The 26,203-nt window shown below is 67.3% G+C and carries 27 protein-coding genes; 8 read left to right on the top strand and 19 right to left on the bottom strand.

What is annotated here, in order from left to right:
- Positions 1-23 precede the first annotated feature (23 nt).
- Together EJO71_RS21935 and EJO71_RS21930 are read left to right on the top strand one after the other, a co-directional pair.
- The gene (locus EJO71_RS21935) at positions 24-821 is read left to right on the top strand and encodes a lysophospholipid acyltransferase family protein (RefSeq protein ID WP_125950778.1); all 798 of its coding nucleotides are present in this window, start codon (positions 24-26) and stop codon (positions 819-821) included.
- Positions 788-1,564: a glycosyltransferase family 2 protein gene (locus tag EJO71_RS21930; RefSeq protein ID WP_125950777.1), complete on the top strand. Its 777-nt coding sequence runs from the start codon at positions 788-790 to the stop codon at positions 1,562-1,564. Before EJO71_RS21935 ends, EJO71_RS21930 begins: the two co-directional genes overlap by 34 nt.
- Before the next feature lie 18 nt (positions 1,565-1,582).
- On the opposite strand, the gene EJO71_RS21925 is transcribed toward EJO71_RS21930, so the two are convergent.
- Genes EJO71_RS21925 through macA form a run of 3 tightly spaced genes read right to left on the bottom strand, consistent with a single transcriptional unit; the run spans position 1,583 to position 6,127 of the window.
- Complete coding sequence (locus EJO71_RS21925) at positions 1,583-2,968, bottom strand: efflux transporter outer membrane subunit (RefSeq protein WP_125950776.1); 1,386 nt, start codon at positions 2,966-2,968, stop codon at positions 1,583-1,585.
- Positions 2,961-4,958 carry a macrolide ABC transporter ATP-binding protein/permease MacB gene (gene macB, locus EJO71_RS21920; RefSeq protein ID WP_125950775.1) on the bottom strand — a complete coding sequence of 666 codons (1,998 nt, stop codon included), beginning with the start codon at positions 4,956-4,958 and terminating at the stop codon, positions 2,961-2,963. The genes EJO71_RS21925 and macB overlap by 8 nt, the downstream gene beginning before the upstream one ends.
- Entirely contained in the window at positions 4,958-6,127 is a 1,170-nt protein-coding gene (gene macA / locus EJO71_RS21915) for a macrolide transporter subunit MacA (protein ID WP_125950774.1), read from the bottom strand. Before macA ends, macB begins: the two co-directional genes overlap by 1 nt.
- A 253-nt stretch (positions 6,128-6,380) precedes the next feature.
- Here macA and EJO71_RS21910 point away from each other — a divergent pair, with 253 nt between their 5' ends.
- Positions 6,381-6,728, top strand: coding sequence for a hypothetical protein (locus EJO71_RS21910; protein WP_125950773.1), 348 nt, complete (start codon positions 6,381-6,383; stop codon positions 6,726-6,728).
- 63 nt (positions 6,729-6,791) lie between these two features.
- Here EJO71_RS21910 and EJO71_RS21905 read toward each other — a convergent pair whose 3' ends face one another.
- The 8 genes from EJO71_RS21905 to EJO71_RS21870 form a co-directional block, all read right to left on the bottom strand.
- Complete coding sequence (locus tag EJO71_RS21905; protein WP_125950772.1) at positions 6,792-7,295, bottom strand: disulfide bond formation protein B; 504 nt, start codon at positions 7,293-7,295, stop codon at positions 6,792-6,794.
- Positions 7,292-8,389 carry a sulfate ABC transporter ATP-binding protein gene (locus tag EJO71_RS21900; RefSeq protein ID WP_125950771.1) on the bottom strand — a complete coding sequence of 366 codons (1,098 nt, stop codon included), beginning with the start codon at positions 8,387-8,389 and terminating at the stop codon, positions 7,292-7,294. Before EJO71_RS21900 ends, EJO71_RS21905 begins: the two co-directional genes overlap by 4 nt.
- Positions 8,390-8,408: 19 nt before the next feature.
- Positions 8,409-9,311 carry a sulfate ABC transporter permease subunit CysW gene (cysW, locus tag EJO71_RS21895; RefSeq protein WP_125950770.1) on the bottom strand — a complete coding sequence of 301 codons (903 nt, stop codon included), beginning with the start codon at positions 9,309-9,311 and terminating at the stop codon, positions 8,409-8,411.
- A gap of 1 nt (position 9,312) precedes the next feature.
- The gene (gene cysT, locus EJO71_RS21890) at positions 9,313-10,200 is read right to left on the bottom strand and encodes a sulfate ABC transporter permease subunit CysT (RefSeq protein ID WP_125950769.1); all 888 of its coding nucleotides are present in this window, start codon (positions 10,198-10,200) and stop codon (positions 9,313-9,315) included.
- Complete coding sequence (locus tag EJO71_RS21885) at positions 10,201-11,217, bottom strand: sulfate ABC transporter substrate-binding protein (protein ID WP_125950768.1); 1,017 nt, start codon at positions 11,215-11,217, stop codon at positions 10,201-10,203.
- A complete protein-coding gene (locus tag EJO71_RS21880; protein WP_125950767.1) occupies positions 11,214-11,789 on the bottom strand; it encodes an alpha/beta hydrolase in 576 nt (191 codons plus the stop codon). Before EJO71_RS21880 ends, EJO71_RS21885 begins: the two co-directional genes overlap by 4 nt.
- Before the next feature lie 20 nt (positions 11,790-11,809).
- Positions 11,810-12,451, bottom strand: coding sequence for a peroxiredoxin (locus EJO71_RS21875; protein WP_125950766.1), 642 nt, complete (start codon positions 12,449-12,451; stop codon positions 11,810-11,812).
- Positions 12,452-12,565: 114 nt separating this feature from the next.
- Positions 12,566-13,480, bottom strand: a complete 915-nt coding sequence (locus EJO71_RS21870; RefSeq protein WP_125950765.1) for a LysR family transcriptional regulator — start codon at positions 13,478-13,480, stop codon at positions 12,566-12,568.
- Between the two features lie 136 nt (positions 13,481-13,616).
- Between EJO71_RS21870 and EJO71_RS21865 the strand changes: the two genes are divergently transcribed.
- Positions 13,617-14,264 carry an NAD(P)H-dependent oxidoreductase gene (locus tag EJO71_RS21865; protein WP_125950764.1) on the top strand — a complete coding sequence of 216 codons (648 nt, stop codon included), beginning with the start codon at positions 13,617-13,619 and terminating at the stop codon, positions 14,262-14,264.
- Between the two features lie 67 nt (positions 14,265-14,331).
- Here EJO71_RS21865 and EJO71_RS21860 read toward each other — a convergent pair whose 3' ends face one another.
- Positions 14,332-14,886 carry an NAD(P)H-dependent oxidoreductase gene (locus EJO71_RS21860; protein ID WP_125950763.1) on the bottom strand — a complete coding sequence of 185 codons (555 nt, stop codon included), beginning with the start codon at positions 14,884-14,886 and terminating at the stop codon, positions 14,332-14,334.
- A gap of 150 nt (positions 14,887-15,036) precedes the next feature.
- On the opposite strand from EJO71_RS21860, the gene solA reads away from it, so the two are divergent.
- The 3 genes from solA (at position 15,037) to EJO71_RS21845 (ending at position 17,935) form a co-directional block, all read left to right on the top strand.
- Positions 15,037-16,254 (top strand): N-methyl-L-tryptophan oxidase, encoded by a 1,218-nt coding sequence (gene solA / locus EJO71_RS21855; RefSeq protein ID WP_125950762.1) that lies wholly within the window; start codon positions 15,037-15,039, stop codon positions 16,252-16,254.
- 75 nt (positions 16,255-16,329) lie between these two features.
- Positions 16,330-17,268 carry a 2-dehydropantoate 2-reductase gene (gene panE / locus EJO71_RS21850; protein WP_125950761.1) on the top strand — a complete coding sequence of 313 codons (939 nt, stop codon included), beginning with the start codon at positions 16,330-16,332 and terminating at the stop codon, positions 17,266-17,268.
- A gap of 4 nt (positions 17,269-17,272) precedes the next feature.
- A complete protein-coding gene (locus EJO71_RS21845) occupies positions 17,273-17,935 on the top strand; it encodes an Asp/Glu/hydantoin racemase (protein ID WP_125950760.1) in 663 nt (220 codons plus the stop codon).
- Here EJO71_RS21845 and EJO71_RS21840 read toward each other — a convergent pair.
- Complete coding sequence (locus tag EJO71_RS21840) at positions 17,922-19,280, bottom strand: NAD(P)/FAD-dependent oxidoreductase (RefSeq protein WP_125950759.1); 1,359 nt, start codon at positions 19,278-19,280, stop codon at positions 17,922-17,924. The genes EJO71_RS21845 and EJO71_RS21840 overlap by 14 nt on opposite strands.
- 118 nt (positions 19,281-19,398) lie before the next feature.
- On the opposite strand from EJO71_RS21840, the gene EJO71_RS21835 reads away from it, so the two are divergent.
- A complete protein-coding gene (locus EJO71_RS21835; protein ID WP_125950758.1) occupies positions 19,399-20,397 on the top strand; it encodes a dienelactone hydrolase in 999 nt (332 codons plus the stop codon).
- A gap of 4 nt (positions 20,398-20,401) precedes the next feature.
- Here EJO71_RS21835 and EJO71_RS21830 read toward each other — a convergent pair whose 3' ends face one another.
- The 6 genes from EJO71_RS21830 to EJO71_RS21805 form a co-directional block, all read right to left on the bottom strand.
- Entirely contained in the window at positions 20,402-22,345 is a 1,944-nt protein-coding gene (locus tag EJO71_RS21830) for a family 2A encapsulin nanocompartment cargo protein cysteine desulfurase (RefSeq protein ID WP_171022453.1), read from the bottom strand.
- A gap of 6 nt (positions 22,346-22,351) precedes the next feature.
- The gene (locus EJO71_RS21825; protein WP_125950757.1) at positions 22,352-23,284 is read right to left on the bottom strand and encodes a family 2A encapsulin nanocompartment shell protein; all 933 of its coding nucleotides are present in this window, start codon (positions 23,282-23,284) and stop codon (positions 22,352-22,354) included.
- A gap of 64 nt (positions 23,285-23,348) precedes the next feature.
- Positions 23,349-23,618: a helix-turn-helix transcriptional regulator gene (locus EJO71_RS21820; RefSeq protein ID WP_125950756.1), complete on the bottom strand. Its 270-nt coding sequence runs from the start codon at positions 23,616-23,618 to the stop codon at positions 23,349-23,351.
- Positions 23,615-24,532 carry a serine O-acetyltransferase EpsC gene (gene epsC, locus EJO71_RS21815; RefSeq protein WP_125950755.1) on the bottom strand — a complete coding sequence of 306 codons (918 nt, stop codon included), beginning with the start codon at positions 24,530-24,532 and terminating at the stop codon, positions 23,615-23,617. Before epsC ends, EJO71_RS21820 begins: the two co-directional genes overlap by 4 nt.
- Before the next feature lie 38 nt (positions 24,533-24,570).
- Complete coding sequence (locus EJO71_RS21810; protein ID WP_125950754.1) at positions 24,571-25,056, bottom strand: rhodanese-like domain-containing protein; 486 nt, start codon at positions 25,054-25,056, stop codon at positions 24,571-24,573.
- A gap of 129 nt (positions 25,057-25,185) precedes the next feature.
- Positions 25,186-26,142 carry a TauD/TfdA family dioxygenase gene (locus tag EJO71_RS21805; protein WP_125950753.1) on the bottom strand — a complete coding sequence of 319 codons (957 nt, stop codon included), beginning with the start codon at positions 26,140-26,142 and terminating at the stop codon, positions 25,186-25,188.
- Positions 26,143-26,203 lie beyond the last annotated feature (61 nt).

The raw sequence follows: 26,203 nt of genomic DNA, 5'->3' as shown, positions 1-26,203 counted from the left end.
GCCTCGTCCGATTTACCGATCCAATGACTCGCGTGCTGCGATTTCTCACGTCGATTCCGCTCGCGTTGATGCTCTACGCGCTGCTGCTGTTCCTGGGCCTGATCTCGCTGGTCTGGAACGTCTTCGCCATGCTCATCCACCCGGTGATGCCGGCGGCTCCCGCCCGCACGCTGGGCCGCATGACCATCGCCTTCGCCTACCGCATGTTCTGGTGGCTTGCCTCGGTGACCGGCATGATGCGCATCGACGCCACCTGCCTCGACCCGATGCGCAAGGAGCCCGGCGTGATCTTCGTGGCCAACCACCCGACCATGCTCGACGCGCTGCTGCTGGTGTCGCGGCTGCCGCGCAGCGCCTGCATCATGAAGGCCGACCTGATGGGCAACATCTTCCTGGGTGCGGGCGCCCGGCTGGCGCGCTACATCAGCAACAAGTCGGCGCGCACGATGGTGCGGCTGGCGGTGAACGACCTGCGCAACGGCGGCCAGCTGGTGATCTTCCCCGAGGGCACGCGCACGGTGACGCCGCCGCTCAACCCCTTCCGCCCCGGCACCACGCTGATCGCCAAGCTGGCGCAGGCGCCCATTCAAACGGTGTTCATCGACACCGACTCGCCCTATCTCGCCAAGGGCTGGCCGCTGTGGCGCGTGCCGCCGCTGCCGATCGTCTTCACGCTGCGGCTGGGCAAGCGCTTTTCGCCCACGCAGGACAGCGACGTGCTGCAGGCCGAACTCGAACAATATTTCCGACAAAACATGGAGCAGCGCGCCACCGACGCGTCCCCCGAATGCCAGACGCCTCGCGCACACACCTTGTCCTGATCCCCAGCTACAACACCGGCGAGCGGCTGTTCTCGACGGTCGCGGCCGCCCGCGCGCAGTGGAGCCCGGTGTGGGTGGTGATCGACGGCAGCGACGACGGCACGGGCGAGCGCCTGCAGCAGATGGCCGCAGGCGATCCGGGCCTGCGCGTGTGGGTGCTGCCGCAGAACCAGGGCAAGGGCTCGGCGGTGCTGCACGGCCTGCGCGCCGCGAAGGACGCGGGTTTCACGCACGCGCTGACGATGGACTCCGATGGCCAGCATCCGGCCGACCTCATTCCCGCATTCATGCAGGCATCGCTGGCACGGCCCGAGACGATGGTGCTGGGGCGCCCGGTGTTCGACGCCAGCGCGCCCTTGCTGCGTGTGCGCGGACGGCGCGTGTCGAACGGATGGACACAGCTCGAAACGTTGTTCGCAGGCGTCGGCGATTCGCTCTACGGCTTTCGCGTGTACCCGGTGACCGACCTGATCGCGGTGATGGAACGCCAGCCGTGGATGCGCCGCTTCGACTTCGACACCGAAGCCGTCGTGCGGCTGGCCTGGCGCGGCGTCAAGCCGGTGAACATCGACGCGCCGGTGAAATACCTGACGGCCGAGGAAGGCGGGGTTTCGCACTTCCGCTACGGCCGCGACAACGTGCTGCTCACCTGGATGCATGCACGGCTGATGGTCGAGTTCGTCCTGCGGCTGCCCTTGCTGCTGTTCCGCAAGCTGGCGAAGAAGCCGCCGTTCCAGGACTGAACAAGCCGACACGGCCGGCTACAGCGCAATCGCCGCGCCGCCCAGCGCCTTGTAGAGCGTCATCGTGGCGTTGAGCTGGTTCAGCCGGTTCTGGGCCAGCGACACCTCGGCCGTGCGGCGCCGGTCCTTTGCGTCGAGCACCGGCTGCAGCGCGGTCGCACCGGCGCGGTAACGCACCTCCGACAGGCGTTCGGCGCGCTGCGCCTCCTGCAGCGCCAGCACGAGTTTTTCGCTCTCGTCGCGCAGTTGCGTGCGCGACGACAAGGCGTTCTCGACTTCCGACAGCGCCGTGTAGAGCGACTGCCTGAAGCCCACAACCGCTTCTTCGTACTGCGTCTGCGACACGGCCACGGTCAGCCGCGCGGTGTTCCATTGCAGGAACGGCAAGGTCAGCCCCGCGCCCAGCGTGCCCACGGGGTTCTTCAGCAGTTCGCCCAGCGCGGTGCTCGAGGTGCCGAGCGAACCCGTCAGGCTCAGCGCCGGATAGAAGCCGGTGCGCGTGGCGTCGACGTTCGCCAGCGCGCTGCGCAGCCGCTGTTCGGCGGCGCGCAGGTCCGGCCGGCGGCCCAGCAGGCTGGCGGGCACGCCGGCGTCGATGGCCGGCAGCGCGATGTCGGGCAGTTGCGCAGGCTCGGCGGCCATCTGCTCGGGCGGCTGGTCGAACACGATCGCCAGCGCATTGCGCGCCTCCACGCGCTGCTGCAGCAGCTGGGTGTGCGCCGCTTCCTGCGTGGCGAGGTTCTGGCCGGCCTGCGCCACGTCCAGTCCCGACACGGCGCCCGCGGCGTACTTCACGCGCGCCAGCGCGAGGATGCGGCGGCCATCTTCCATGCCGGCCTCACTCAGCGCGATGCGCTGGTTCAGATAGCCGGTCTGCCAATAGAGCCCGGCCGTGGTTCCGACCAGCGCAAGCGCCGTGGCCTGGCGGTCGGATTCGGTGGCCTTCAGTTCCCAGTCGGCGGCGCTGCGCAGCGCCGAGAGCCGGCCCCACAGGTCGAGCTCGTAGCTCAGCGTCACCAGCGTGCTCGACGTGGAGCCGGTCACTCCGCCGCGCTTGAGGTCGTAGCTGCGATTGGTGGCGGCCTGCCCGACCACGCCGGGTGTGAGGTTGGTGTTCGCGAGGCCGGCCTGCAGCTGCGCGCGCTGCACGCGGATGCCCGCGGCGGCCAGGTTGTTGTTGGTGCGTAGCGCGTTGTCGATCAGGCCGTCGAGCTGAGGGTCGTTGAAGGCCGTCCACCATCTCGCGGAGATCGTCGCCGCCGCGCTGCCTGCACCGGGCGACTGCTGCCAGCCCTGCGGAACTTCCAGCGGTCGCTGCTCGCGCGGCTGCGGCTTGAACAGGGTGCACCCGCCGAGCGCCAGCACGGCTGCGGCCACCGCGGACAGAAGACGCGCCCTACTCACGAGCCAGCGCCTCGATGGGGTCCAGCCGCGCCGCGTTGCGCGCCGGCAGGTAGCCGAACAGCACGCCGATCAGCGACGCGCAGAGAAATGCCGAAACCACGGCGCCGATGGAGAAGATCATTTGCCATTGCTTGACGAGAAGCGAGAACAGGAAACTGATGCCGTACGAGAGCGTCACGCCGATCAGGCCGCCCACCAGGCACACCAGCACCGCCTCGGTCAGGAACTGCTGCAGCACGTCGCTCTGGCGCGCGCCCACCGCCATGCGGATGCCGATCTCGCGCGTGCGCTCGGTCACCGACACCAGCATGATGTTCATCACGCCGATGCCGCCCACCACCAGAGAGATCACCGCGATGAGCGACAGCAGCAGCGTGAGCGACTGGCTGGTGCGCTCCGCCGTCTTGACGATGCTGTCCATGTTGAAGGTGAAGAAATCCTTGGTGCCATGGCGCAGCGTGAGCAGCTTGACGATGCTGTCCTCGGCCGCCTTGGTGGGCTGGTCGTCGCGGATGCGCACCGTGATGTTGTCGAAGTGCTGCTGCCCGAAGAGGCGGCTCGCGCCGGTGCTGTAGGGCAGCCAGATGTTGAGCGACTTGTTGCCGTCGCCGAACACCGTCTTCTTCTCCTGCGCCACGCCGATCACCGTGCACGGCAGGCTTCCCACCAGGATGATCTTGCCCACCGGCTCGGTGCCGTCGGGAAACAGCTTGCGCTTCGTGTTCTGGTCGATCACGACCACCTGCGACTGATGGCGCACGTCGGAGGTGGTGAAGGCCGCGCCGCTGGCCATCTGCATGTCGCGCACGCGGAAGAAACTGTCGCTCACGCCGTTCACCGTGCCGTTGATGTCCACGCTGCGGTAGCGCAGCCGCAGGCTGCGCGAGGTCGTGGGCGTCACGCTGTGCACGTAGGGCTGCGCCGCGATGGCATCGAGGTCGGAGGGTATGAGCGTGCGGATGCTCGTGGCCTTGTCGTCGCCGAAATCGCGGCCCGGGTACACGTCGAGCGTGTTGGTGCCGATGGCGCGGATGTCCGACAGCACGTAGCGCTTGGCGCCCTCCCCGATGGCCACGATCGACACCACCGAGGTGATGCCGATGATGATGCCCAGCATGGTGAGCGCCGTGCGCATGCGGTGCGCCATCATCGAGCGCCATGCCATGCGGAAGGCTTCGGCAAAACGGGACCAGCCGGTGCTGAAGTGCGCGATGCCCAGCCTGGGCCTGGTCATCGCTGCAGGCGGCGCCGCGCTCGCCCGCACTTCGTGCGTCGGCTCCATCACGGTCGGCACGTTGGGCCGGTCGCCCACGATCACGCCGTCGGCAATCTCGATGATGCGTTCGGTGCAGCTTGCCACCTGCATGTCGTGCGTCACGATGATGATCGTGTGGCCCTGCGCATGCAGCTCGCGCAGGATGCCGATCACCTCCTGGCCGCTGCGGCTGTCGAGCGCGCCGGTGGGCTCGTCGGCCAGGATCACCTGCCCGCCGTTCATGAGCGCGCGCGCAATGCTCACGCGCTGCTGCTGGCCGCCCGACAACTGGCTGGGCCGGTGCTCGGTGCGGTCGCCCAGCCCCAGCCGCTCGAGCAGCTGGCGTGCACGCGAGTCGCGTGCCTGGCCGTCGGTGCCCGCGTACACGGCGGGCACCTCGACGTTGCCGGTCGCCGTCAGGTGCTGCATCAGGTGGTAGCGCTGGAAGATGAAGCCGAAGTGCTCGCGGCGCAGCTCGGCCAGCGCATCGCTGTCGAGCGCGCCCACGTCCTGGCCCGAGACGGTGTAGGTGCCCGTGCTCGGCCGGTCGAGGCAGCCGAGGATGTTCATCAGCGTCGACTTGCCGGAGCCCGAGGCGCCGACGATGGCCAGCATTTCCCCGTTGCCGATGTCGAGGTTCACGTCCTTCAACACCTGCACTTCCTGCTCGCCCGAGGGAAAGCTGCGGCCGATGCCGCGCAGGGCCAGCAGTGGCGTCTTCGGCTCCTGCGTCATCAGCGCTTGCCCCGTCCGCCGCCGTTGCCGTTGTCGCCGGTCTCGCCACGCTCCAGCACCGCCGAAGCATCGCCAGTGATGACGTTGTCGCCTTCCTTCAGACCTTCGAGCACCTGCGCCTGGAAGTTGTTGGCGATGCCGACGCGCACCTTCCGCGTTTCCACGGTCTGGTCGGCCTTGAGCACGCGCACTTCCTGGCGGCCGTCCTTGTCGCGCGTGCCCAGCGCCGTGAGCGGCACGGTCAGAGCCTGCTTCGCCTCGCCCAGCAGGATGGCGACCTGGGCCGTCATGTCCACGCGCAGCGTGCGGTCGGGGTTGGGCACGTCGAACAATGCGTTGAAGAACACGGCGTTGTTGATCTTCTCGGGCGAGGGCTGCACCGAGCGCAACGTGCCGTGGTAGCGCTTGTCGGGGTCGCCGAGGATGGTGAAGTACACCGGCTGCCCCGGCTTCACGCGCACCACGTCGGCCTCGGACACCTGCGCCTTGACGGTCATGGTCGAGAGGTCGGCCAGCTTCATCAGCGTGGGCACCTGGAAGGCGGCGACCACTGTCTGCCCTTCGAGCGTGTTGATGGAAACCACGTCGCCGTCGATGGGCGCGACGATGCGCGTGTACGAGAGGTTCTGCTGCGCCGAGGCCACGGCCAGCTTCTGCTGGCGGATCTGCGCCTCCAGCGACACCGCGTCGGCACGCAGCGCGCGCAGCTCGGCGTCGGCGCTTTCCATGTCCTGCTTCGCGGCCGCGTCCTGCGCGAGCATTTCCTGCTGGCGCGTCCAGGTGAGCTGCGCCTGCTTGACACGTACTTCCTTCGCGAGCCTCTGCGCCTGCAGGTTGTCGAGCTTGGCCTGTTCCTGCGCGAAGGTGTTCTGCGAGATGACGGGGTCGATCTCGGCCAGCCAGTCGCCCTTCTTCACCGTCTGCCCGAGCACCACCTTCAGCGACTTGAGCTGGCCGCTCACCTGCGCCCCCACCTCCACCTGCTTGAGCGCCTGCAGCACGCCGGTGGCCAGCACGGCGTTCTCGAGGTCGGTGCGCTGCACGGTGGCAGTGAGGTATTCGACCTTTCTGGCCGGGCTCAGCCAGAAGGAGGCGATGACCGCCAGCACGACGAGAACGGCAATGCCGATGACAAGTTTGCGTGATCGCCGGGGTTGGATAGTGGGCATGCGGGGGGAACCGGAGTGACGTTGCGTGGCGGACAGGCTGCGCAAAAGTGGCAAGGAACCAGGGGGTCCGATGTCATCCTAGCCGCGTTTACTGAAGATTCTTTAAAGCCCCGTGGCCTGGCGACAAACCGATTCGCAGCGTTACGAGAGCGTGACTTTCTGCACTGTCACGGCGCTTTCCGGTGGCCTAAATTTTTCGATTGCACGGCCTGTTGCCGTGCATAAACCGAAAGTTCAAGGAAGGGAAACGACCATGAAATTCAAACAGTCGAACACGCTGCTGCGCAACGCAGCACTGGCAGGCGCGGTTGCAACGCTGCTGGCATTCAGCGGCACCGCGGGAGCGGCCCATACGCCGCAGGACAGCGACGCGCTGCAGACGACGGGCATCATCGCCAGCGTCGGCGCGCCTGCATCGAAGATCAAGATGGAAGAGGCATCGGCCCGGCAAGACCTGCTGAGCCTGGTTGCACCGGCCAAGCCGGAAATGGATCAGCCGGTGAACACCGCAATCGCCGACAGTTGCGCGAGCCGCTGGTATTGGCGCAGCCTGATCCAGGAATTGACCTGCGGCTTCTCTGGCCAGGGTTGGTACAACTGAACCCGGCGATGTGAAAAAGCCGCCCTCGGCCGGGGGCGGCTTCAGAACGGCGGGCGGGAATGCTCAGCGCGCGCGTCGCGAACGAAGCAGCAGCGTGATCAGCAGCAGCGACAACACCACGAACGCGATGAACGACCAGTTCGCCAGCGTCAGGCCGAACAGCGACCAGTCGATCTTCGAGCAGTCGCCGCCGCCGCGGAAGATCATCGGCAGCGCGCGCTTCAGCGGGAAGGTCTCGATCATTCCGTAGAGGTCGCGCCCGCAGGACACGACTTCGGGCGGATACCACTGCAGCCAGCTCTGCGAGGCTGCCGTGTAGGCACCGCCCACCGCCGCCACCAACGCGAGCACTCCGCTCAGGGCTCGAAGGCCCACGTTGCGGAACACGCCAGCCAGCCCGGTGAACAGCGCCACCAGCACCAGCGCATAACGCTGGACGATGCACATGGGACAGGGTTCGAGCCCGACCACGTGCTGCAGGTAGAGCCCGAAAGCCAGCATCAGGACGCAGGCAAGGCAGATCAGACCAAACGCGCGGCGCGGCGCGCCGAAGTACCAAGCGATCAAGGAGATACCCAATCTTCTTCTACGAACACCCTGGCCTTGCGTGGATTAGCGACGACGGTGTCGCCTTCCTTCAAGCCCAGGTCGCGGAACTGTTGCGCAGGGAGTTGCGCTTCGATGATGGTTCCGGAGCCCGGATTATCTGGATTCGATTCCGTGGGCTCAAGTTCCAGCCGCGCGATGGGTCCGACGACGATCGCGCGCGACAGCGTGGCGACGATGCCCGAGGCACCGGTCACGTAGCGTGTCACGTCGATGTCATGCGGGCGAACGTAGGCGCGCGCCTTGGCATCGCGCGCCTCGCTGTGCTCGGGCGACTCGAGGCGCATGCCGTCGAGCTGCACCGCGCCGTTGTCGGCACGGCCGTGGAAGAGATTCACGTCGCCCAGGAAGCCGTAGACGAACGGGCTGGCCGGCTGGTCCCACACCTCCTGCGGCGAGCCGACCTGCTCGATCTGCCCCTTGTTGATGACCACCACGCGGTCGGCCACTTCGAGCGCTTCTTCCTGGTCGTGCGTGACGAAGATCGATGTGACGTGCAATTCGTCGTGCAGCCGGCGCAACCAGCGGCGCAGTTCCTTGCGCACCTTGGCGTCGAGCGCGCCGAAGGGTTCGTCGAGCAGCAGCACCTTGGGCTCCACCGCCAGCGCGCGGGCCAGCGCAATGCGCTGGCGCTGGCCGCCCGAGAGCTGCGACGGGTAGCGGTCGGCCAGCCAGTCGAGCTGTACGAGCTTAAGCAGGTCGGTCACCTTGGCCTTGATCTGCGCGTCGCTCGGGCGCTCCTTGCGCGGCTTCACGCGCAGGCCGAAGGCCACGTTCTCGAACACGGTCATGTGGCGGAACAGCGCGTAGTGCTGGAACACGAAGCCCACCTGCCGCTCGCGCACGTGCACGTCGGTGGTGTCCTCGCCCGAGAACAGGATGCTGCCGGTGTCGGCCGTCTCCAGCCCCGCGATGATGCGCAGCAGCGTGGTCTTGCCGCAGCCCGAGGGGCCGAGCAGAGCGACCAGTTCGCCCGAATCGACGTCGAGGCTCACGTCGCGCAGCGCGCGGAAATCGCCGAACTGCTTGCTGATGTTGCGGATTTCGATGCTCATGATTTCTTCTCTCTCAGGCTCAGGCCGCCGTGGTTTCAGGGGGCCGTTCCGGGGGCAGCTCGGCAATGGCTTTCATCTCGCGCTCGTGGCGCCACTCGATGACCGACTTGATCACCAGCGTGACCAGCGCCAGGATCGCCAGCAGCGAGGCCACGGCGAACGCGGCCACCGACTGGTATTCGTTGTAGAGCACTTCCACGTGCAGCGGCATGGTGTTGGTCTGGCCGCGGATGTGGCCAGACACCACCGACACCGCGCCGAACTCGCCCATGGCGCGCGCGTTGCACAGGATCACGCCGTACAGCAGGCCCCACTTGATGTTGGGCAGCGTCACGCGCCAGAAGGTCTGCCAGCCGGTCGCGCCGAGCACGATGGCGGCCTGTTCCTCGTCGGTGCCCTGTGCCTGCATCAGCGGAATGAGTTCGCGCGCGATGAACGGAAAGGTCACGAACACGGTGGCCAGCACGATGCCGGGCACGGCGAAGATGATCTTGATGTCGTGCTCGGCCAGCCACGGACCGAGCCAGCCCTGCGCGCCGAACACCAGCACGTAGATCAGGCCCGCCACCACCGGCGACACCGCGAACGGCAGGTCGATCAGCGTGGTGAGAAAGGCCTTGCCGCGGAACTCGAACTTGGCGACGGCCCATGCCGCGGCCACACCGAACACGAGGTTCATCGGCACCGCGATGGCGGCCGTGATCAACGTGAGGCGGATGGCGCTCCAGGCGTCGGGCTCCTTCAGCGCGTCGAGGTAGGCGTTGAGGCCCTTGCGCAGCGCCTCGGTTGCCACGGCGGCCAGCGGCAGCACGAGGAACAGGAACATGAACCCGAGCGCAAGGCCGATCAGCGTCCAGCGCACCCAGGCGGATTCGGTGGTGCCGGCCTGCGCGCGGCGAATGACTTTGGATGGTGCGCTCATGTCAGGCTCCCGCGCGGCGACGCTGCCATGCCTGCAGGCCGTTGATGACCAGCAGCAGGATGAACGAAATGACCAGCATCACCAGCGCAACGGCAGTGGCGCCCGCGTAGTCGTATTGCTCCAGCTTGCCGATGATGATGAGCGGCGTGATCTCCGAGATCATCGGCATGTTGCCCGCGATGAATATCACCGAGCCGTACTCGCCGATGGCGCGCGCGAACGCCATGGCAAAACCGGTGAACAGCGCAGGCCCGATCGACGGGAAGATCACCTTGGTGAAGGTCTGCAGGCGCGTCGCGCCCAGCGAGGTGGCGGCTTCTTCCAGCTCTTTCTCGGCGTCTTCGAGCACCGGCTGCACCGTGCGCACCACGAAGGGCAGCCCGATGAAGATCAGCGCGATGACCACGCCCGCCGGCGTGAATGCCAGCTTGATGCCGTGCGGCTCGAGCAGCTGCCCGACCCATCCGTTGCCCGCGAGCAGCGCGGTCAGCGAAATGCCGGCCACGGCAGTCGGCAGCGCGAAAGGCAGGTCGACCAGCGCATCGACGATGCGCTTGCCCGGAAACTTGTAGCGCACCAGCACCCAGGCCACCAGCAGGCCGAACACCGCATTCACGATGGCCGCGAACAGCGATGCGCCGAAGGTCAGGCGGTACGAGGCCATCACGCGAGGTGCGGTCACGGCCACCCAGAATTGCTCCCAGCTCAGCGTGAAGGTCTTGAAGACCAGCGCCGACAGCGGGATCAGCACGATCAGGCTCAGGTAAAGAATCGAGAAGCCGAGCGTGATGTGGAAACCGGGCAGCACGCGCTTGGCGCCCCCTGCCCGGTTGGCACGCGAAAAAGGCGCTCCCGCGGACGGGAGCGCCGAAGTAACAGCGCCGCTCATTTACTTGCCGCCGGGCGTATACAGCTTGTCGAACTGGCCGCCGTCATTGAAGTGCACCTTCTGCGCTTCGCCGAGGCTGCCGAACAGTTCCTGCACCGTGAAGAGTTGCAGCGGCTTGAAGGTCGAGGCGTACTTCTTGAGTACGGCTTGCGAGCGCGGACGCAGCGCGTGCTTGGCGGCGATTTCCTGCGCTTCTTCGGAATACAGCCAGTCGAGGTAAGCCTTGGCGAGTTCGCCGGTGCCCTTCTTGGCGACGGTGCGCTCGACCACGGCCACCGGGTTCTCGGCCACGATGCTGATCGACGGGTAGACAGAGTCGACCTTGCCGGTGCCGAATTCGCGGTCGATGGACACCACTTCCGATTCGAAGGTGATCAGCGCATCGCCGATGTTGCGTTGCAGGAAGGCGGTGGTCGCGTCGCGGCCGCCGCGCGCCAGCACAGGCACGTTCTTGAACAGCTTGCCGACGAACTCGGCGGCCTGGGCGTCGGTGCCGCCCTTCTTCTTGATGTAGCCCCAGGCGGCCAGGTAGGCGTAGCGGCCGTTGCCGCCGGTCTTGGGGTTGACGATCACGACCTGCACGCCGGGCTTGACCAGGTCGTCCCAGTCCTTGATGCCCTTGGGGTTGCCGTTGCGCACCAGGAACAGCATGGTCGACGTGGTCGGCGCTGCGTTCTCGGGGAATTTCTTGTTCCAGTCCTTGGCGACCACGCCGGCGTTGGCGAGGAAGTCGATGTCGGTGGAGGTGTTCATCGTGACCACATCGGCGTCGAGGCCGTCGGCCACCGCGCGGGCCTGCGCGCTGGAGCCGCCATGCGACTGGTCGATCTTCACGTCCTTGCCGGTCGCCTTCTTGTAGTGCGCCACGAAGGCCGCGTTGTAGTCCTTGTAGAACTCGCGGGCCACGTCGTAGGAGGCGTTCAGCAGCCCGGTGCCTTGCGCGAAGGCGGTGCTGCCGGCGAGTGCGGAGGACGCCAGCGCGAGCACGGCGACGAAGGTCTTGATTCTGGAAGTCATGTGGTTGCCAGGTTTTCTGAAAATTCACGGCCCGCCGACCATGCGGCGGGCTCGTCGGTCAAAGACTGGAGCAAGGCTAAGCCCAGCGGCCAGTCTCCGTGCCCCGAATCGATGTTGATGTGGCCCGCATTCTGCATCCGCACGAACTCGCTGCCCCAGGCGCGCGAATACGCGCCGGCAAGACGGATCGGGCAGTACGGATCGTTGCTGCTGGCCACCACGATGCTGCGGTACGGCAGCGCGGCGTACGGCACGGGCGCGAAGTCGGAGAGCACGGCGCGGCGCTCGGGGTCGGCGGGTGCGACCAGCAACGCGCCCTGGATGCGGGCCGCGGCCTCGGGAGGCAGGTGGGCCGTGGCGATGCAACCCAGGCTGTGCGCCGCGATCACCACCGGGCCGGGGCTGTCGAGGATCAGCTTCGCCAGCGTCGAGACCCATGCTTCGCGCTTGGGCGAGGCCCAGTCGTCCTGCACCACGCGCGCGGCGCCCGGAATGCGCTCCTCCCACAGGCTCTGCCAGTGGCCGGGCCCGGAGTCGCGCCAACCGGGCACGATGACGACGCGGGTCTGCATGACGACGCTGTCCTGCCCGCTTACTTGTTCGGCTGCGGCGTGATGCGCAGGTACGGGCGCACGGCCTTGAAGCCCTTGGGGAAGCGTTCCGCCAGCTCGGCCGGGTCCTGGATGGCCGGGATGATGACCACGTCGTCGCCGTCCTTCCAGTTCACGGGGGTGGCGACCTTGTGGCTGTCGGTGAGCTGCAGCGAGTCGATCACGCGCAGGATCTCGTCGAAGTTGCGACCGGTCGACGCCGGGTAGGTGATGGTGGTGCGGATGACCTTCTTCGGGTCGATGATGAACACGCTGCGAACGGTGGCCGTGGCCGAGGCGTTCGGGTGGATCAGGTCGTACAGGTCGGAAACCTTGCGGTCGGCGTCCGCGATGATGGGAAAGTTGACCGTGGTGTTCTGCGTGTCGTTGATGTCGCCGATCCATTCCTTGTGCTTGGTGGCCGGGTCGACGCTCAGCGCGATGGGCTTCACGCCGCGCTTGGCGAATTCGCCCGACAGTGCCGCGGTCTTGCCAAGCTCGGTGGTGCACACGGGCGTGAAGTCGGCCGGATGCGAGAAGAACACGACCCACGAATCGCCGGCCCACTGGTAGAAGTCGATGGGGCCTTCGCTGGAATCCTGAGTGAAATTGGGGGCGGTGTCGCCGAGTCGCAGAGTAGCCATGGTCGCTCCTGGATTGGATGGGAGCCCCGGATTGTGCGAACCCTTGCTTCAATGCCAAACGAATATCTGCTTGTTTGGATATGACGTTTTCCGCATAACGACTCCTCCCGAGCCCTAGAACATCTGCATGTCGGCGCTCTGCAGGTGCTCCATCAGGAAGTCGATCAGCTTGCGCACCGCCGGCACCAGCGCCCGCCGTGCCGGAAACACCATGTGCGCCACCACCGGCGGCGGCCCCCAGCCGGGCAGCAGCCGCACCAGCCGGCCGGCCTCCACGTCGGCACGGCACATGTAGTCGGGCAGCATGGTTGCGCCGATGCCGCCTATTGCGCCGAGCTGCAGCGTGGCCAGGTCGTCCGCCACGTAATGCGGGGTGTGCGAATGAACAAGGCTCTCGCCGTCGGGGCCTTCCAGCCGCCAGTCGCTGCGCCCTTCCCCGTTGACCGACATGGCCGCCGTGGGCAGCTTTGCCAGGTCGGCCACCGTCTGCACCGGGCCGTGCCGCGCCAGCAGCACCGGGCTAGCCACCAGCACGCCGCGGCTGTAGCCGAAGGTCTTGGCCACCAGCACCGTGCTGTCTTCTATGACGGGGCGCACGCGCAGTGCGATGTCGATGCCCTCCTCGATCAGGTCGACCGGCCGGTTGATCACCCGTATGTCGATGCGCACCGCCGGATAGCGCTCCATGAAGACCGGCATCAGCTGCGCCAGCCCGCTGTGCGCAATGGTGACCGGGCAGCTCAGCCGCACCAGCCCGCTGGGCTCGGTCTGGACCTGCGCAACTGCCTCGGCCGCCGCCTGCGCCGCGTCGCGCATGGCGGACGAGTGCCGCAGATAGATCTCGCCGGCCGGCGTGAGCGACAGGCGGCGGGTGCTGCGCTGCATCAGTTGCACGCCCAGTCGCTCTTCCAGGTCGGCCACGCGGCGCGAGAGGCGCGACTTGGGAATGCCGAGTGCCCGGCTGGCGGCCGCGAAGCCGCCGCGCTCGGCCACTTCGGCGAAGAAAACCATGTCGTTGAGGTCTTGCATGGCAGTCATTGTCCTGCAGATGGAACGATCTAGGCAATTTTTGGCTACTTATCACCCACTCGGTCGAAAAATAGAATTCTCACATCCGCCGGCCACATTGAGCGCCGACAGCCAACACAGAAAGTGATTGATTGAAATGAAGCTGCTCCACATCGACTCCAGCATCCTCGGCACCAACTCGACCTCGCGCCTGCTCTCGGCCGAAGTCGTGACCGCATGGCGCGCCGCCCATCCCGACACCGCCGTCGAATACCTCGACCTGGCCGTCGACGCTCCCTCGCACTTCGGTGCCGACGCGCTGGGCATCAAGATCGGCGTGCAGGCCCAGCCCACCGAAGCCCAGGTGCGCGAGAACGCTCTGTCCGAAAAGCTGGTGAGCCAGTTCCTGGCCTCGGACGTGGTCGTCATCGGCACGCCGTTCTACAACTTCTCGATCCCGACGCAGCTGAAGGCCTGGATCGACCGCCTCGGCCAGGTCGGCCGCACCTTCAAGTACACCGACAAGGGCCCCGTGGGCCTGGCCGGCGGCAAGACCATCATCGTCGCCTCCAGCCGCGGTGGCGTCTATTCGACCAGCGAAGGCGGCCAGGCCATGGAACACCAGGAGAGCTACCTCAAGGCAGTCTTCGGCTTCTTCGGCATCACCGACGTGCGCATCGTGCGCGCCGAGGGCGTGGCGATGGGCGACGAAGCCCGCAACAGCGCCCTGGCATCGGCCCGTGCCGACATCCTGGTGGCGACGGCCGAAGCCGCGAACCAGCGCGACGCCGCGATCGCAGCCTGAGCGTCTTCCGCGCAAACAAAAAAGCCGCCCGGCAAGGGCGGCTTTTTTGCTTTGTGGGGCGTGTGGCTCAGGCCGAGTGGCTCTTGACCCACGCGACGTACTTGTCCATCCAGCCCTGCAGGAACTTCTTCGAGCCTTCATTGCCGATGTGGCCCTTGTCGTCGAACAGGTCTTCCTTGGCCTGCAGGAACACTTCGGGCGCGCCCAGCGTGGGCACGTCGAGGTACGCCAGGATGTTGCGCAGGTGCTGCTGCGCCAGCGCGGTACCGATGGCGCCCACCGAGATGCCGACCACGCCGGCCGGCTTGCCCGCCCAGGCGCTCTGGCCGTAGGGGCGCGAGGCATGGTCGATGGCGTTCTTCAGCACGCCGGGAATCGAGCGGTTGTATTCGGGGGTGACGAACAGCAGGCCGTCGGCCGCCGCGATCTCGGTCTTCAGGCGCTTCACTGCGGGCGCCTGGTTGCCATCGTCGTCCTGGTTGTACAGCGGCAGGTCGTCGATGCGCAGGGTTTCGAAGGTGAAGTCCGAGGGCGCGAGGTGCGCGAGCGCGAGGGCCAGCTTGTGGTTGTACGAATCCTTGCGCAGGCTGCCGACGATGACAGCGATCCGGGTCTGGGCCATGGGTGAAGCTCCTTTGATGAGGGGGTCGGAAATGACGAACGCGATTATGCGAAGCGCTCAAGACCTTTTCTGGAAAAGTTCATGCGGCCCTGCGCGAACGGCGGCAAGATGTTGCGCACCTCCAACCTCATCGAAGCGCAGGACGCATCAGTGACCCAGTCATCCTCCCACTACGACGTCATCGTCGTCGGTCTCGGCGCACTCGGCGCCGCCACGCTCTACCAGCTCTCGCAGCGCGGCGCACGCGTGCTGGGCATCGACCAGTTCTCCCCGCCGCACGACCTCGGCTCCTCGCATGGCGACTCGCGCATCACGCGGCTGGCCATCGGCGAAGGCGATGAGTACGTGCCCTTCGTGCAGCGCTCGCACGCCATCTGGCGCGAGCTCGAGGCGCGCACCGGCAAGCCGCTCATGACCACCACCGGCGGCCTGATCCTCGCGCCGCGCGACCGTGTCGCCGAGCACCACGGCAAGTCCGACTTCGTGCGCCGCACCATCGCCTGCGCCGAGCGCTTCGGCATCGCGCACGAAGTGCTCGATGCGGCCGGCATCCGCGCACGCTTTCCGCAGTTCAACCTGCAGGGCGACGAGATCGGCTACTTCGAGCCCGAGGCCGGCTTCGTGCGGCCCGAGGACGCCATCGGCGCCCAGCTGGCCGTGGCCCGCGCCTCCGGTGCGCAGATTCGCACCAACGAACGCGTGGAAGCCGTCGAGCCTGTAGGCAACGGCGACGTTCTGCGCGTGCGCACGGCCACCGCGAGCTTCACAGCCGACCGCGTCGTGGTGTCGGCCGGTGCATGGCTGCCGGCCTTCCTGGGCACGCAGGCCCGGGCCGACTGGCAGGCCGATTTCTCCGTGCACCGCCAGGTGATGCACTGGTTCGACACCGGCAGCGCCACCGAAGACTTCGCGCCCGGGCGCTTTCCCATCTTCATCTGGATGTTCGGCGACGGCCCGGAAGACTACATGTACGGCTTCCCGGCCTCCGACCCGTCGCAGCCGGCGCTCAAGGTGGCGACCGAACAGTACGTGGCCGCCACCACGCCGGACACCATCGACCGTAACGTGAGCGCGGAAGAAACCGCCGCCATGTACCGCGACCGCGTGGCCGGCCGCTTCCCGCAGATCGGCGGCCGCGCCCTCAAGGCCCGCGCCTGCATGTACACCGTGACACCCGACCGCCGCTTCGTGATCGACGCGCTCGACGGCCTGCCCGGCGTGCTCGTCGTCTCGGCCTGCTCCGGCCATGGCTTCAAGCACTCGGCCGGGCTTGGCGACGCCATCGCCGACCACGTGCTGGGGCGCAAGAGCGCGCTCGACCTCTCGCCGTTTGCCCGCCGACGGCTGCTGGAGAAGGCGCCGGCCTGAAGCACGCGCCGGCGATCCCGGGCATCATCGCCTCCGATCTTTTTTTGTGTCTGTCTGACTCAGGAGCGAAGCGCGATGAGATTTCTGGTGGTGGGTGCCGGCGCACTCGGTGGTTATTTCGGCGGCCGTCTGCTGGAGGCGGGACGCGACGTCACCTTCCTGCTGCGCCCGCGCCGCGCGGCGCAGCTCGCGAAGACCGGGCTGGTGGTGCAGAGCCCCTTCGGCAACTTGAACCTGCCCACTCCCAGGCACGTACTCGCCGACAACATCGACGGCCCCTACGACGTGATCGTGGTCGGCAGCAAGGCCTACGACCTCGATTCGACGATGGACTCGTTCGCGCCCGCCGTCGGCCCCGACACCGTGATCCTCCCGCTGCTCAACGGCATGAGCCACATCGACCGGCTGGCCGGGCGCTTCGGCGGCGAGCGCGTGCTGGGCGGCCTGTGCATGATCTCCGCGACGCTCGACGACGAAGGCCGCGTGCAGCACCTCAACGACATGCACGGCCTGAGCTTCGGCGAACGCGCGGGCGGCCGCTCGGCCCGTGTCGATGCCATCGCGGCGCAGTTCGCCGGCGCGAAGTTCGACGCCACCGCCAGCGAGAACATCTCGCAGGACATGTGGGAGAAGTGGGTCTTCATCGCCTCGGCGGCCGGCCTCACCAGCCTGATGCACGCCTCCATCGGCGACATCGTGGCCGCCGGCGGACAGGACGTGGCACTGTCGATCTTCGACGAGTGCTGCGCCATCGCCGCCCACAACGGCTTCGCGCCTCGCCCCGCCGCCGTGCAGCGCGGCCGCGCCATCATCACGGCCGCCGGCTCCCCGATGACGGCGTCGATGTACAAGGACATGGCGCGCGGCGCTGCCGTGGAGGCCGATCACATCGTCGGCGACCTGCTGGGCCGGGCCGCTCCCGGCAACTCGCCGGTGCCGACGGTGCTGCGCACGGCGTACGTGCACCTCAAGGCCTACGAGGCACGGCGCGCCCGCACCGCGGCGAACGCCTGAGGCCATGCGCGGCGCGCTGGCCTTCCTGCATACGGCACAGGTGCATGTGCCGACCTTCGAGCGGTTGGTGAACGAAATCGCGCCCGGCCTGCATGCACGCCACGTGGTGCGCGAAGACCTGCTGGCCGATGCGCGCGCCCTCGGGGTGGCGCACGCGGGCCTGATCGCCCGCGTCCACAACGCCATGCGCGAAGCGGCCTCTGGCGGCGAGAAGGTAGTCGTGTGCACCTGCTCGACCATCGGCGCCATCGCCGAGCGGACACCGACGGGCGATGCGTTCCAGGCCCTGCGCATCGACCGCGCCATGGCCGAGCTCGCGGTACGCTCAGGCCCGCGCGTGCTGATCGTGGCGGCGCTCGAAAGCACGCTCGCGCCGACAAGGGAGCTGGTTTTTTCCGCTGCGAAAGACGCGGGCGTCGAGGTGCAGCCCTCGACCCTGCTGGTCGAGGATGCGTGGCCGCATTTCGAAGCCGGCGACAGCGCGCGCTACATCGAGACCCTGGCCCGCTCGATCCGCGCCGCAGCGGACAAGGCCGATGTCGTGGTTCTGGCGCAGGCTTCGATGACTCCCGTGGCCGATGCGTTGTCCGACCTCGGCATCGACGTGCTCAGCAGCCCCGGGCCGGGCACCGCGCACGCCGTCGCGCTGGCACTCAGTCCGACTTGAGGATGGTTTCGCCCTTCAGCATCCCCATGTCGCGGATGTTGAAGCGGTGCCGCTTCCACCCCTCCCACGTTCGCCGCAGGTGCGAAACCGAGATGAGGTAGTACAGCACCTTGAACATGCCGATCGGCCCGCGCGACGGCGTGCCACGGTAGATGTCGCCGGCCAGCAGCGTCATCAGTCCTTCCTTCACGCGGAACGGATTGCCCGGGTACATGAACATCTCGCGGATGGTCGGGTTGGTCACGCGGTAGATGAACCACGAGTACTCGCGCGGCCCCTTGCGCATCATGGCCTCGAAGCCCTTGCGCGCGGCCGCCAACCCGGCCGGCCGGTCAAGCGCCGTTGCAACCAGCTCTGCACCGTCGAAGGCGCTGTGCATCGCGAGGTACACGCCTGAGGAGAACATCGGGTCGATGAAGGTGAAGGCGTCGCCCAGCATCAGGTAGCGGTCGCCGGTGGCATGGGTGCTCGAGTACGAGAAGTTGCCGGTGGCATGCACCGCGTCGTCGACCAGCGTGGCGTTCTTCAGGCGGTCGACCAGCACCGGGCAGGTGGCGATGGTGTCGTAGAAGAATTCCTTGAGCGGCTTGTCGCGCGTCTTCAGGTAGTACGGCCAGCACACGGCGCCCACGCTGGTGGTGCCGTCGGCCAGCGGAATGAACCAGAACCAGCCGTGCGGGAACCAGCAGATGCTGATGTTGCCTTCCTTCTTGCCTTCGAGCCGCTCGGCATTGGTGAAGTGGCCGAAGAGCGCGGTGCTGTTGTGGTCGGGGTTCTTTTCCTTGCAGCGGAATTTGTTGGCCAGCAGCGTGTCGCGGCCGGTGGCGTCGACCACGAAGCGGGCGCGCCAGTTGCGGCGCGCGCCGTCATCCATCTCGGCCTTGACCGTGGCGCCGTCGGCATCGAAGGCCACGTCGCGCACCTTGCAGCCCTCGATGGCCTGCGCGCCGCAGGTGGCCGCGTTGCGGAACAGCAGCTCGTCGAGCTCCGAGCGGCGCACCTGCCAGGCGGAGTCGAGCGACTTGTCCAGGCCCTCGGCGAAGTCCACGTAGCTGCGGTGCTCGTGCTCGGGCGAGACGAATTCGATGCCGAACTTGGGCATGCCGATCTTCTCGACCTGGTCGCGCACGCCGAGCTTCTCGAACAGCTCCACGTTCGCCGGCAGCAGCGATTCGCCGATGTGAAAGCGCGGGTGGTGCGCCTTCTCGAGCAACACCACCTTGCGGCCCTGCCGCGCCAGCAGCGCGGCGATGGTCGAGCCGGCGGGGCCTCCGCCGACGACCAGCACGTCGCAGGATTCGTCGGCAGCCTGAGGCACGGAGGAAGAAGCTTGGGACAAGGACATTCGAAGGCGAGCAACAATGTTTTGACAGTCATGGAGCATAGCGCGCTGCTTCCCGGGCCCCGCGAACACAGCAAAGTCTGCTAAGCGGCCCACGGCGAAGAGCAGCACACTGCCGCGCATGAGCCTCCTTCGCACTCTCTGCCTCGCCGCCGCCTGCCTCACGGCCACGCTCGCCCATGCCGCCGGCTTCAGCACCATCGAGATTCCCGCCGACCGCGAGGGCCCGGCGATGCAGGGTGCCGTGTGGACGCCCTGCGCTGCGCCCGCTGGCGAGATCAGGCTCGGCCGCACCACGATCCAGGGAGTGCGGGACTGCCCGCTCCCGCCGGGCGCGCATCTGCCGCTGATCGTGATCTCGCACGGCTACGGCGGCTCCTTCCTCGGCCACCACGACACGGCACAGGCGCTGGCCGACGCGGGCTTCATCGTCGCGGCCATCAGCCATTCGGAAGACAACTTCCAGATCCGCGGCGGCCCCAACGACAGGATCTCCGCACTCGCGACGCGCACCACCGACATCAAGCGCCTGATCGACCACATGCTCCAGCAGTGGCCCGCGCACGACAGGATCGCCGCCGACCAGATCGGTTTCCATGGTTTCTCCCGGGGCGGCTACACGGGCCTCGTGCTCGCAGGAGCGCGCCCGGACTTCGAACGGCTGCCGCCCCTGCCCTCATCCCCCTGCGCAAGGGCGCCGGAAAGCGCGGAGTGCGGATGGATGAAGCAGAGATTCCGGGACCTTCTGGCCACGCCGCTCACGCACGACACCCGCATCAAGGCCGCCGTGATCGCCGATCCGCTCAGCATGCTCTTCGACGCCCAGGGCCTGAAGAACGTGACGATTCCGATCGAACTGTGGGCTTCCGCCTATGGCGGCGACGGCGTCACGCCGGAAAACGTGGCGGCCGTCCGCCGCAACCTTCCCGTGGCGCCCGAATGGCATGTGGCCGAGAAGTCCGAGCATTTCGGCTTCCTCGCCCCGTGCTCGCAGGCACAGATCGAAGCCAAGGTCGAGATCTGCCGCGACGCGCCCGGCTTCGACCGCACGGCCTTCCACAAGGCATTCAACACCGAGGTGGCGGCCTTCTTCAACCGCCACCTCGCGCCGAAGCCCTGACGATCTATCCCGCGCGACGCTGCGACGACAGCCGGCGCACCACGGCCACCAGCCGGTCGATCTCGTCGAAGGTGTTGTAGAAGGCCAGCGAAGGCCGCACCGTCGTCTCCACACCAAAACGCCGGAGGATCGGCTGCGCGCAATGGTGGCCCGTGCGCACCGCAATGCCCTCCTCGTTCAGCGCCTGCCCCACTTCCTCAGTGGTGTAGCCGTCGAGCACGAATGACATCACGCTGGCCTTGTCGGCCGCCGTGCCGATCAGCCGCACGCCCGGAATCGCGCCGAGCTGCGCCATACCGTACACCAGCAAGTCATGCTCGTAGCGCGCGATGTTCTCGATGCCGATCTTGTTGACGTAATCGATGGCGGCGCCCAGCCCCACGGCGTCGGCGATGTTGCCGGTGCCGGCCTCGAACTTGTTCGGGATCGGCTGGAACACCGTCTTCTCGAAGGTCACGTCGGCGATCATGTTGCCGCCGCCCTGCCACGGGGGCATGTCTTCCAGCACCTCGCGCTTGCCCCACACCACGCCGATGCCGGTCGGGCCGAACACCTTGTGGCCGGAGAACACGAAAAAGTCGGCGCCAATGTCCTGCACGTCCACGCGCATGTGCGAGACCGACTGCGCTCCGTCGACCAGCGCCTTCGCGCCCGCACGGTGCGCCAGCTCGACGATCTCCTTCACCGGTACCACCGTGCCCAGCGCGTTCGAGACCTGCGTGACGGCGACGATCTTCGTGCGGTCGTTCAGCAGCCTGCGGTATTCGTCGAGCAGCACCTGGCCCGAGTCGTCCACCGGAATCACGCGCAGCTTTGCGCCCTTGGCGGCGGCGAGCTGCTGCCAAGGCACGATGTTGGCGTGGTGCTCGAGATTCGACACGATGATCTCGTCGCCCTCGCCCACGTGCTGCCCGCCCCAGCTTCTGGCCACCAGGTTGATGGCCTCGGTGGTGCCGCGCACGAAGATCACTTCCTCAACCTCGGGCGCATTGATGAACTTGCGCACGCGTTCCCGCGCGCCTTCGTAGGCGTCGGTGGCGCGCGCGGCCAGCTCGTGCGCAGCGCGGTGGATGTTCGAGTTCTCGTGCTCGTAGAAGTACGCGATGCGGTCAATGACCGATTGCGGCTTGTGCGTGGTGGCGGCGTTGTCGAACCACACGAGCTGCCTGCCGTTCACGCGTTCCTGCAGGATCGGGAAGTCGCGCCGCACGGCGTGCACGTCGAACGGCGGATGCTGGCCGCTGCCGGCCAGCGGCACGGCGTCGGGTCCGCGCGGATCCGGCTTCGCCGGGGTGACGAAGCCGTTGGGCAGGCGCACCGCGTCGACGAAGTAGAACTGCGCGTCGCGGCCGGCGGGTGCCATGGCAGGGCTCTGCGGCGAGACGCCCGCGGTCGTCGAGGGCAACGCGAGACCCGCGAACGGATCGTGGATCGCGATGTCATCGCTCGCCCCCGCCGACGGATGCCCGTAGCTGCTGCCCACGAAGTAGAACGGAGAGGCCGCGGCCTGCGGCGCCACAGGCGCATTCACCTGCGGCACGCCCTGCACCGAGCCACCGGAGCGCGGCTCGAAAGCCGGCGCCACAGATAGCACCGTGTCCGGCACGCCATTGCCCGCCACCGCATGCGGCAGCAAAGCCGGCGCACGGTTCGCAAGCGAAGGCAGCTGGGTCGGCGACGCGGGCAGCAGGTTGGTGCCCGGAATCTGCCCCTGTGGAATCGGCGTGCCCGGCACGCTCGGCCCGAAGCCCGCCGGGCTGGCCAGTGGAGAGCCCGGCGGCGCGATGTTGGCGGGAAACTGTGCGCCCGGAACCAGCCCGCTGGCCGCGCCCGGCAGCGAGGCCGGTGGCGTGCCCGGCAGTGCGGAGAACATGGCGCTGGCCATGCGCGCGAGGATGGCCGGATCGAACGGCGCCTCGCCCGGAATCGATGGAGTGCTGCTGCTCACCGCGGCTTACTTGTAGGTGTCGGGATAGTCGTGGTACTTGCCGATCTCGACGTCGTCGAGCACCGCCAGCGCGTCGGTGGTCAGCACCGCGAGCGAGCAGTACAGCGAGATCAGGTAAGACGCGATCGCATGGTTGTTGATGCCCATGAAGCGCACCGACAGCCCCGGGCCCTGCTCGCCCGACAGTCCGGGCTGGAAGAGGCCCACCACGCCCTGGCGCTTGTCGCCCACGCGCAGCAGCAGCATCTTGCTCTTGCCGTCGGCCACCGGCACCTTGTTCGACGGAATCAGCGGAATGCCGCGCCAGGTGATGAACTGCGAGCCGAAGAGGCTCACCGTCGGCGGCGGCGTGCCGCGGCGCGTGGCCTCGCGGCCGAACGCGGCAATGGCCAGCGGGTGCGTGAGGAAGAAGGCGGGCTCCTTCCAGACCTTGGTCAGCAGCTCGTCGAGGTCGTCGGGCGTGGGCGCGCCAGTCAGCGGGAAGATGCGCTGCTCTTCCGACACCTGGGCCAGCAGGCCGTAGTCGGGGTTGTTGATGAGCTCGCTCTCCTGGTTCTCCTTGATCGTCTCGATCGTCAGGCGCAGCTGTTCTTTGATCTGATCGTGCGGGCTGCTGTAGAGGTCGGAGATGCGGGTGTGCACGTCGAGCACGGTGCTCACGGCATTGAGGTAGTGCTCGCGCGGGTTCTCCTCGTAGTCGACGAAGGTGCGCGGCAGCTGGTTTTCTTCTTCGCGCGAGGTGCAGGTGACCTTGATCGACTCCGGGTTCTTGACCTTGTTGACGCGGTAGATGCCCGCCTCCACCGGCACCCACTGCAGCAGGTGCGTCAGCCAGCGCGGGCTGATGGTCTCGAGTTGGGGAACTGTCTTGGTGGCATTGGCCAGCTGTCTTGCGGCGTTGTCGCCAAGGGCGGTCGTACCACCAACTGTTGCGCTCATGAATCAGGGCTCCGTGGTTGAGAAAAAAAGTGGCCGCCAGTGTCCGGCGGCCACGGGTTTTCCCTCAACAGGCTATAGCCGCCAAGTTGATCCTTCGCGCAAGGCGCGACTGCTCCAGCTGCTCGCAGCGCATGAGCAGGCCGACCATGTTGATGCCGAGCGCGGTGGCGAGCTTCTGCGCCGTGACGATCGACGGAATGACGCGGCCGCGCTCGATCTCGCCCACGTAGGAGCGGTTCAGATCGGAACGCTCGGCCAGCTCCTCCTGCGACCAGCCCCTGTCCTCGCGCAGCTGGCGGATGGTCACGCCAAAGTCTTCGACAAACGCTTTCATGCCGCTCCCCCTGCCTTCGGTGCGTTCTGCAAACTGGCCTGCGTGACGCTCGCGCCCGGAGGCACGTCGTCGGTGATCCACACATTGCCGCCGATGACGGCGCCCTTGCCGAGCGTCACGCGCCCGAGGATGGTCGCGCCGGCGTAGATCACCACGTCGTCCTCCACCACAGGATGCCGCGGAAGGCCCTTCTGCAGGTTGCCTTCGGTATCGGTCGGAAAGCGCTTGGCACCCAGCGTGACGGCCTGGTACAGCCGCACGCGCTTGCCGATGACGGCCGTCTCGCCGATCACGACACCCGTGCCATGGTCGATGAAGAAGCCCGCGTCGATCTGCGCGCCCGGGTGGATGTCGATGCCGGTCTGCGCATGCGACAGCTCGGCCACGATGCGTGCCAGCAGCGGCAACCCGAGCTTGTAGAGCTCGTGCGCAAGACGGTGATGGATCATCGCGAGCACGCCGGGATAGCACAGCAGCACTTCGTCGACGCTGCGCGCGGCCGGGTCGCCCTGGTAGGCGGCGAGCACGTCGCTGTCGAGCAGGCGGCGCAGACCCGGCAGTGCATTGGCGAAGCGGCGCACGGCCTCGGTGGCGGTGTCGTCGATCTCGCTCGCGGGGCGTGGCTCGTGGCGCGCGTTGAAGTTCAGTTCCAGCCGCGCCTGCGCCAGCAGCGCCTGCAGGGCTGCGTCGAGCGTGTGGCCGACGTAGAAATCTTCGCTCTCGTGGCGCAAGTCCGGCGGGCCGAGCCGCATCGGAAACAGCGCGCCTTTAAGCGACTCGACGATCTGCGCGAGCGCATCGCGCGACGGAAACTCGCGGGCGCCGGGCTCGCGCGAGCGGCGCTGCGAGTCGCGCCATTCGTCGCGCACGCCATGTAGCGCGCGCACGATGTCGCTTACCTCGAAATGGGCCATGTGTGTTTTCTCCCGGGAACGTCTTGTGTGGGGTGGGCTCAGTCCTGCACCCAGGGCAGCTTGTGGAAGCGCCAGCCGTCCGCGATGCCGCGGTGCTGGTGCTCGTCGATCTCGCCCTCGAAACCTTCGAGGACATTGAAGACGTTCGTGAAGCCGGCCTTTGCAGCCGCCTCTGCAGCCAGTGCGGAGCGCTTGCCGCTGCGGCAAAGCAGCAGCGCCACGGCATCCTTGCCGCCCTCCTTCGCCAGCTTGGCCTCGAGTTCGCGCACGAAGCGCGGATTGCGCGTGAGCGCCGTGCCCGTGGCCCAGGCCACATGCAGGCTCTCGGGCACGTGGCCGACGAACTTGCGCTCCTCGCCGGAACGCACATCGACCAGCATGGCCTGGCCTTTTTGCACCAGCTCCCATGCCACCGGCGGCGTCACGCCGCCCGCATAAGGCCAATTTCCTTCGGCGGCCCTGGCGCGCGCCTGTTCCAGTGCTTCGGGCAAGACCACGAGTTCTTCTTCAACTTCCACTGACATGCTGTGAGGCTCCTGTTGTGCGTTGGATACGCCTTGATGGCGATAACCACCACTGTAGGAGCCGGGTGCCGAAGCTCAAACAACTGAAAAGTCGATTCCTAACAACCATCCGATCTATAGAAGATGGGCTCAGGCAGCCGTTCCGGCAGCCTCCGCGGCGCGCACGGCCGGGGCGGTCAGGTCCACGCTCCTGGTGCCATCCACACCGTACGGCACGTCGCCGGCGATGGTCACGCGACGCACCACGCGGTGCTGGTCGCCGTAGTCGTTGATTGCGTAGTGCTGCGTGGCCCGGTTGTCCCAGATCGCCACGTCGCCCTGGGTCCAGCGCCAGCGCACCGTGTTCTCGAGGCGATGCACGTGGCTTTGCAGCACGCTCAGCAGATGGCCGGAGTCCTGCGTGGAATGGCCGGCCAGCCGCTTCACGAAATGGCCCAGCACCAGGCTGCGCTCACCGGTTTCGGGGTGCACGCGCACCACCGGGTGCTCGGCCTCGAGCAGGCGGCGCGTGAACACGCTCCTGTAGCGCCTGGTGCCCTTCTCGTCGAGATCGGAGGGCGAGCGCGAGGCGGCGTAGTCGTAGTCGTTGCCATGGATGGCGCGCAGCCGGTCCGCCAACGCCTTGAGATCGTCCGGCAGGCTCTCGTAGGCCGCCACCGTGTTGGCCCAGACCGTGTCGCCGCCATAGGCCGGGATCACCACCGCGCGCAGGATCGAAACCTGCGGATAGGCAACCTCGAAGGTCACGTCGGTGTGCCACGAATTGGCGCGGCCGCCATGGCGCGAGTCGAGCTCCAGCAGCCGCGTGCCGTCTTTCGAAGGCACGGTCGGATGCGGCACCAGCTCGCCCCACAGGCGGCCGAAGGCCTCCTGCTGGGCATCGTCCAGATGCTGCTGGCTGCGGAAGAAGAGCACCTTGTGCCTGAGCAGCGCGGCCTTGATGGCACCGAATACCTCGGGCTGCAGCGCACCCGAGAGGCGCACGCCGCGCACCTCGGCGCCGATGTGGCCGGCCTGGCGGACGATGTCGAGTTCGTGGCCCTGCGCGTCCTGCGCAGGGGCTGCGGAAGAAAGAATGGCGCTCATCGGAGGTCCTGTTTCGGGGGATCCGGAAGATTCTGCGAGGCGCGTCGTGGGGGGGAAGGAA

The organism is Variovorax sp. 679 (genome assembly GCF_003952185.1).
GTDB lineage: Bacteria > Pseudomonadota > Gammaproteobacteria > Burkholderiales > Burkholderiaceae_C > Variovorax.
The sequence above is the reverse complement of the archived record's forward strand: the minus strand, read 5'-3'. Positions and strand labels throughout refer to the sequence as shown.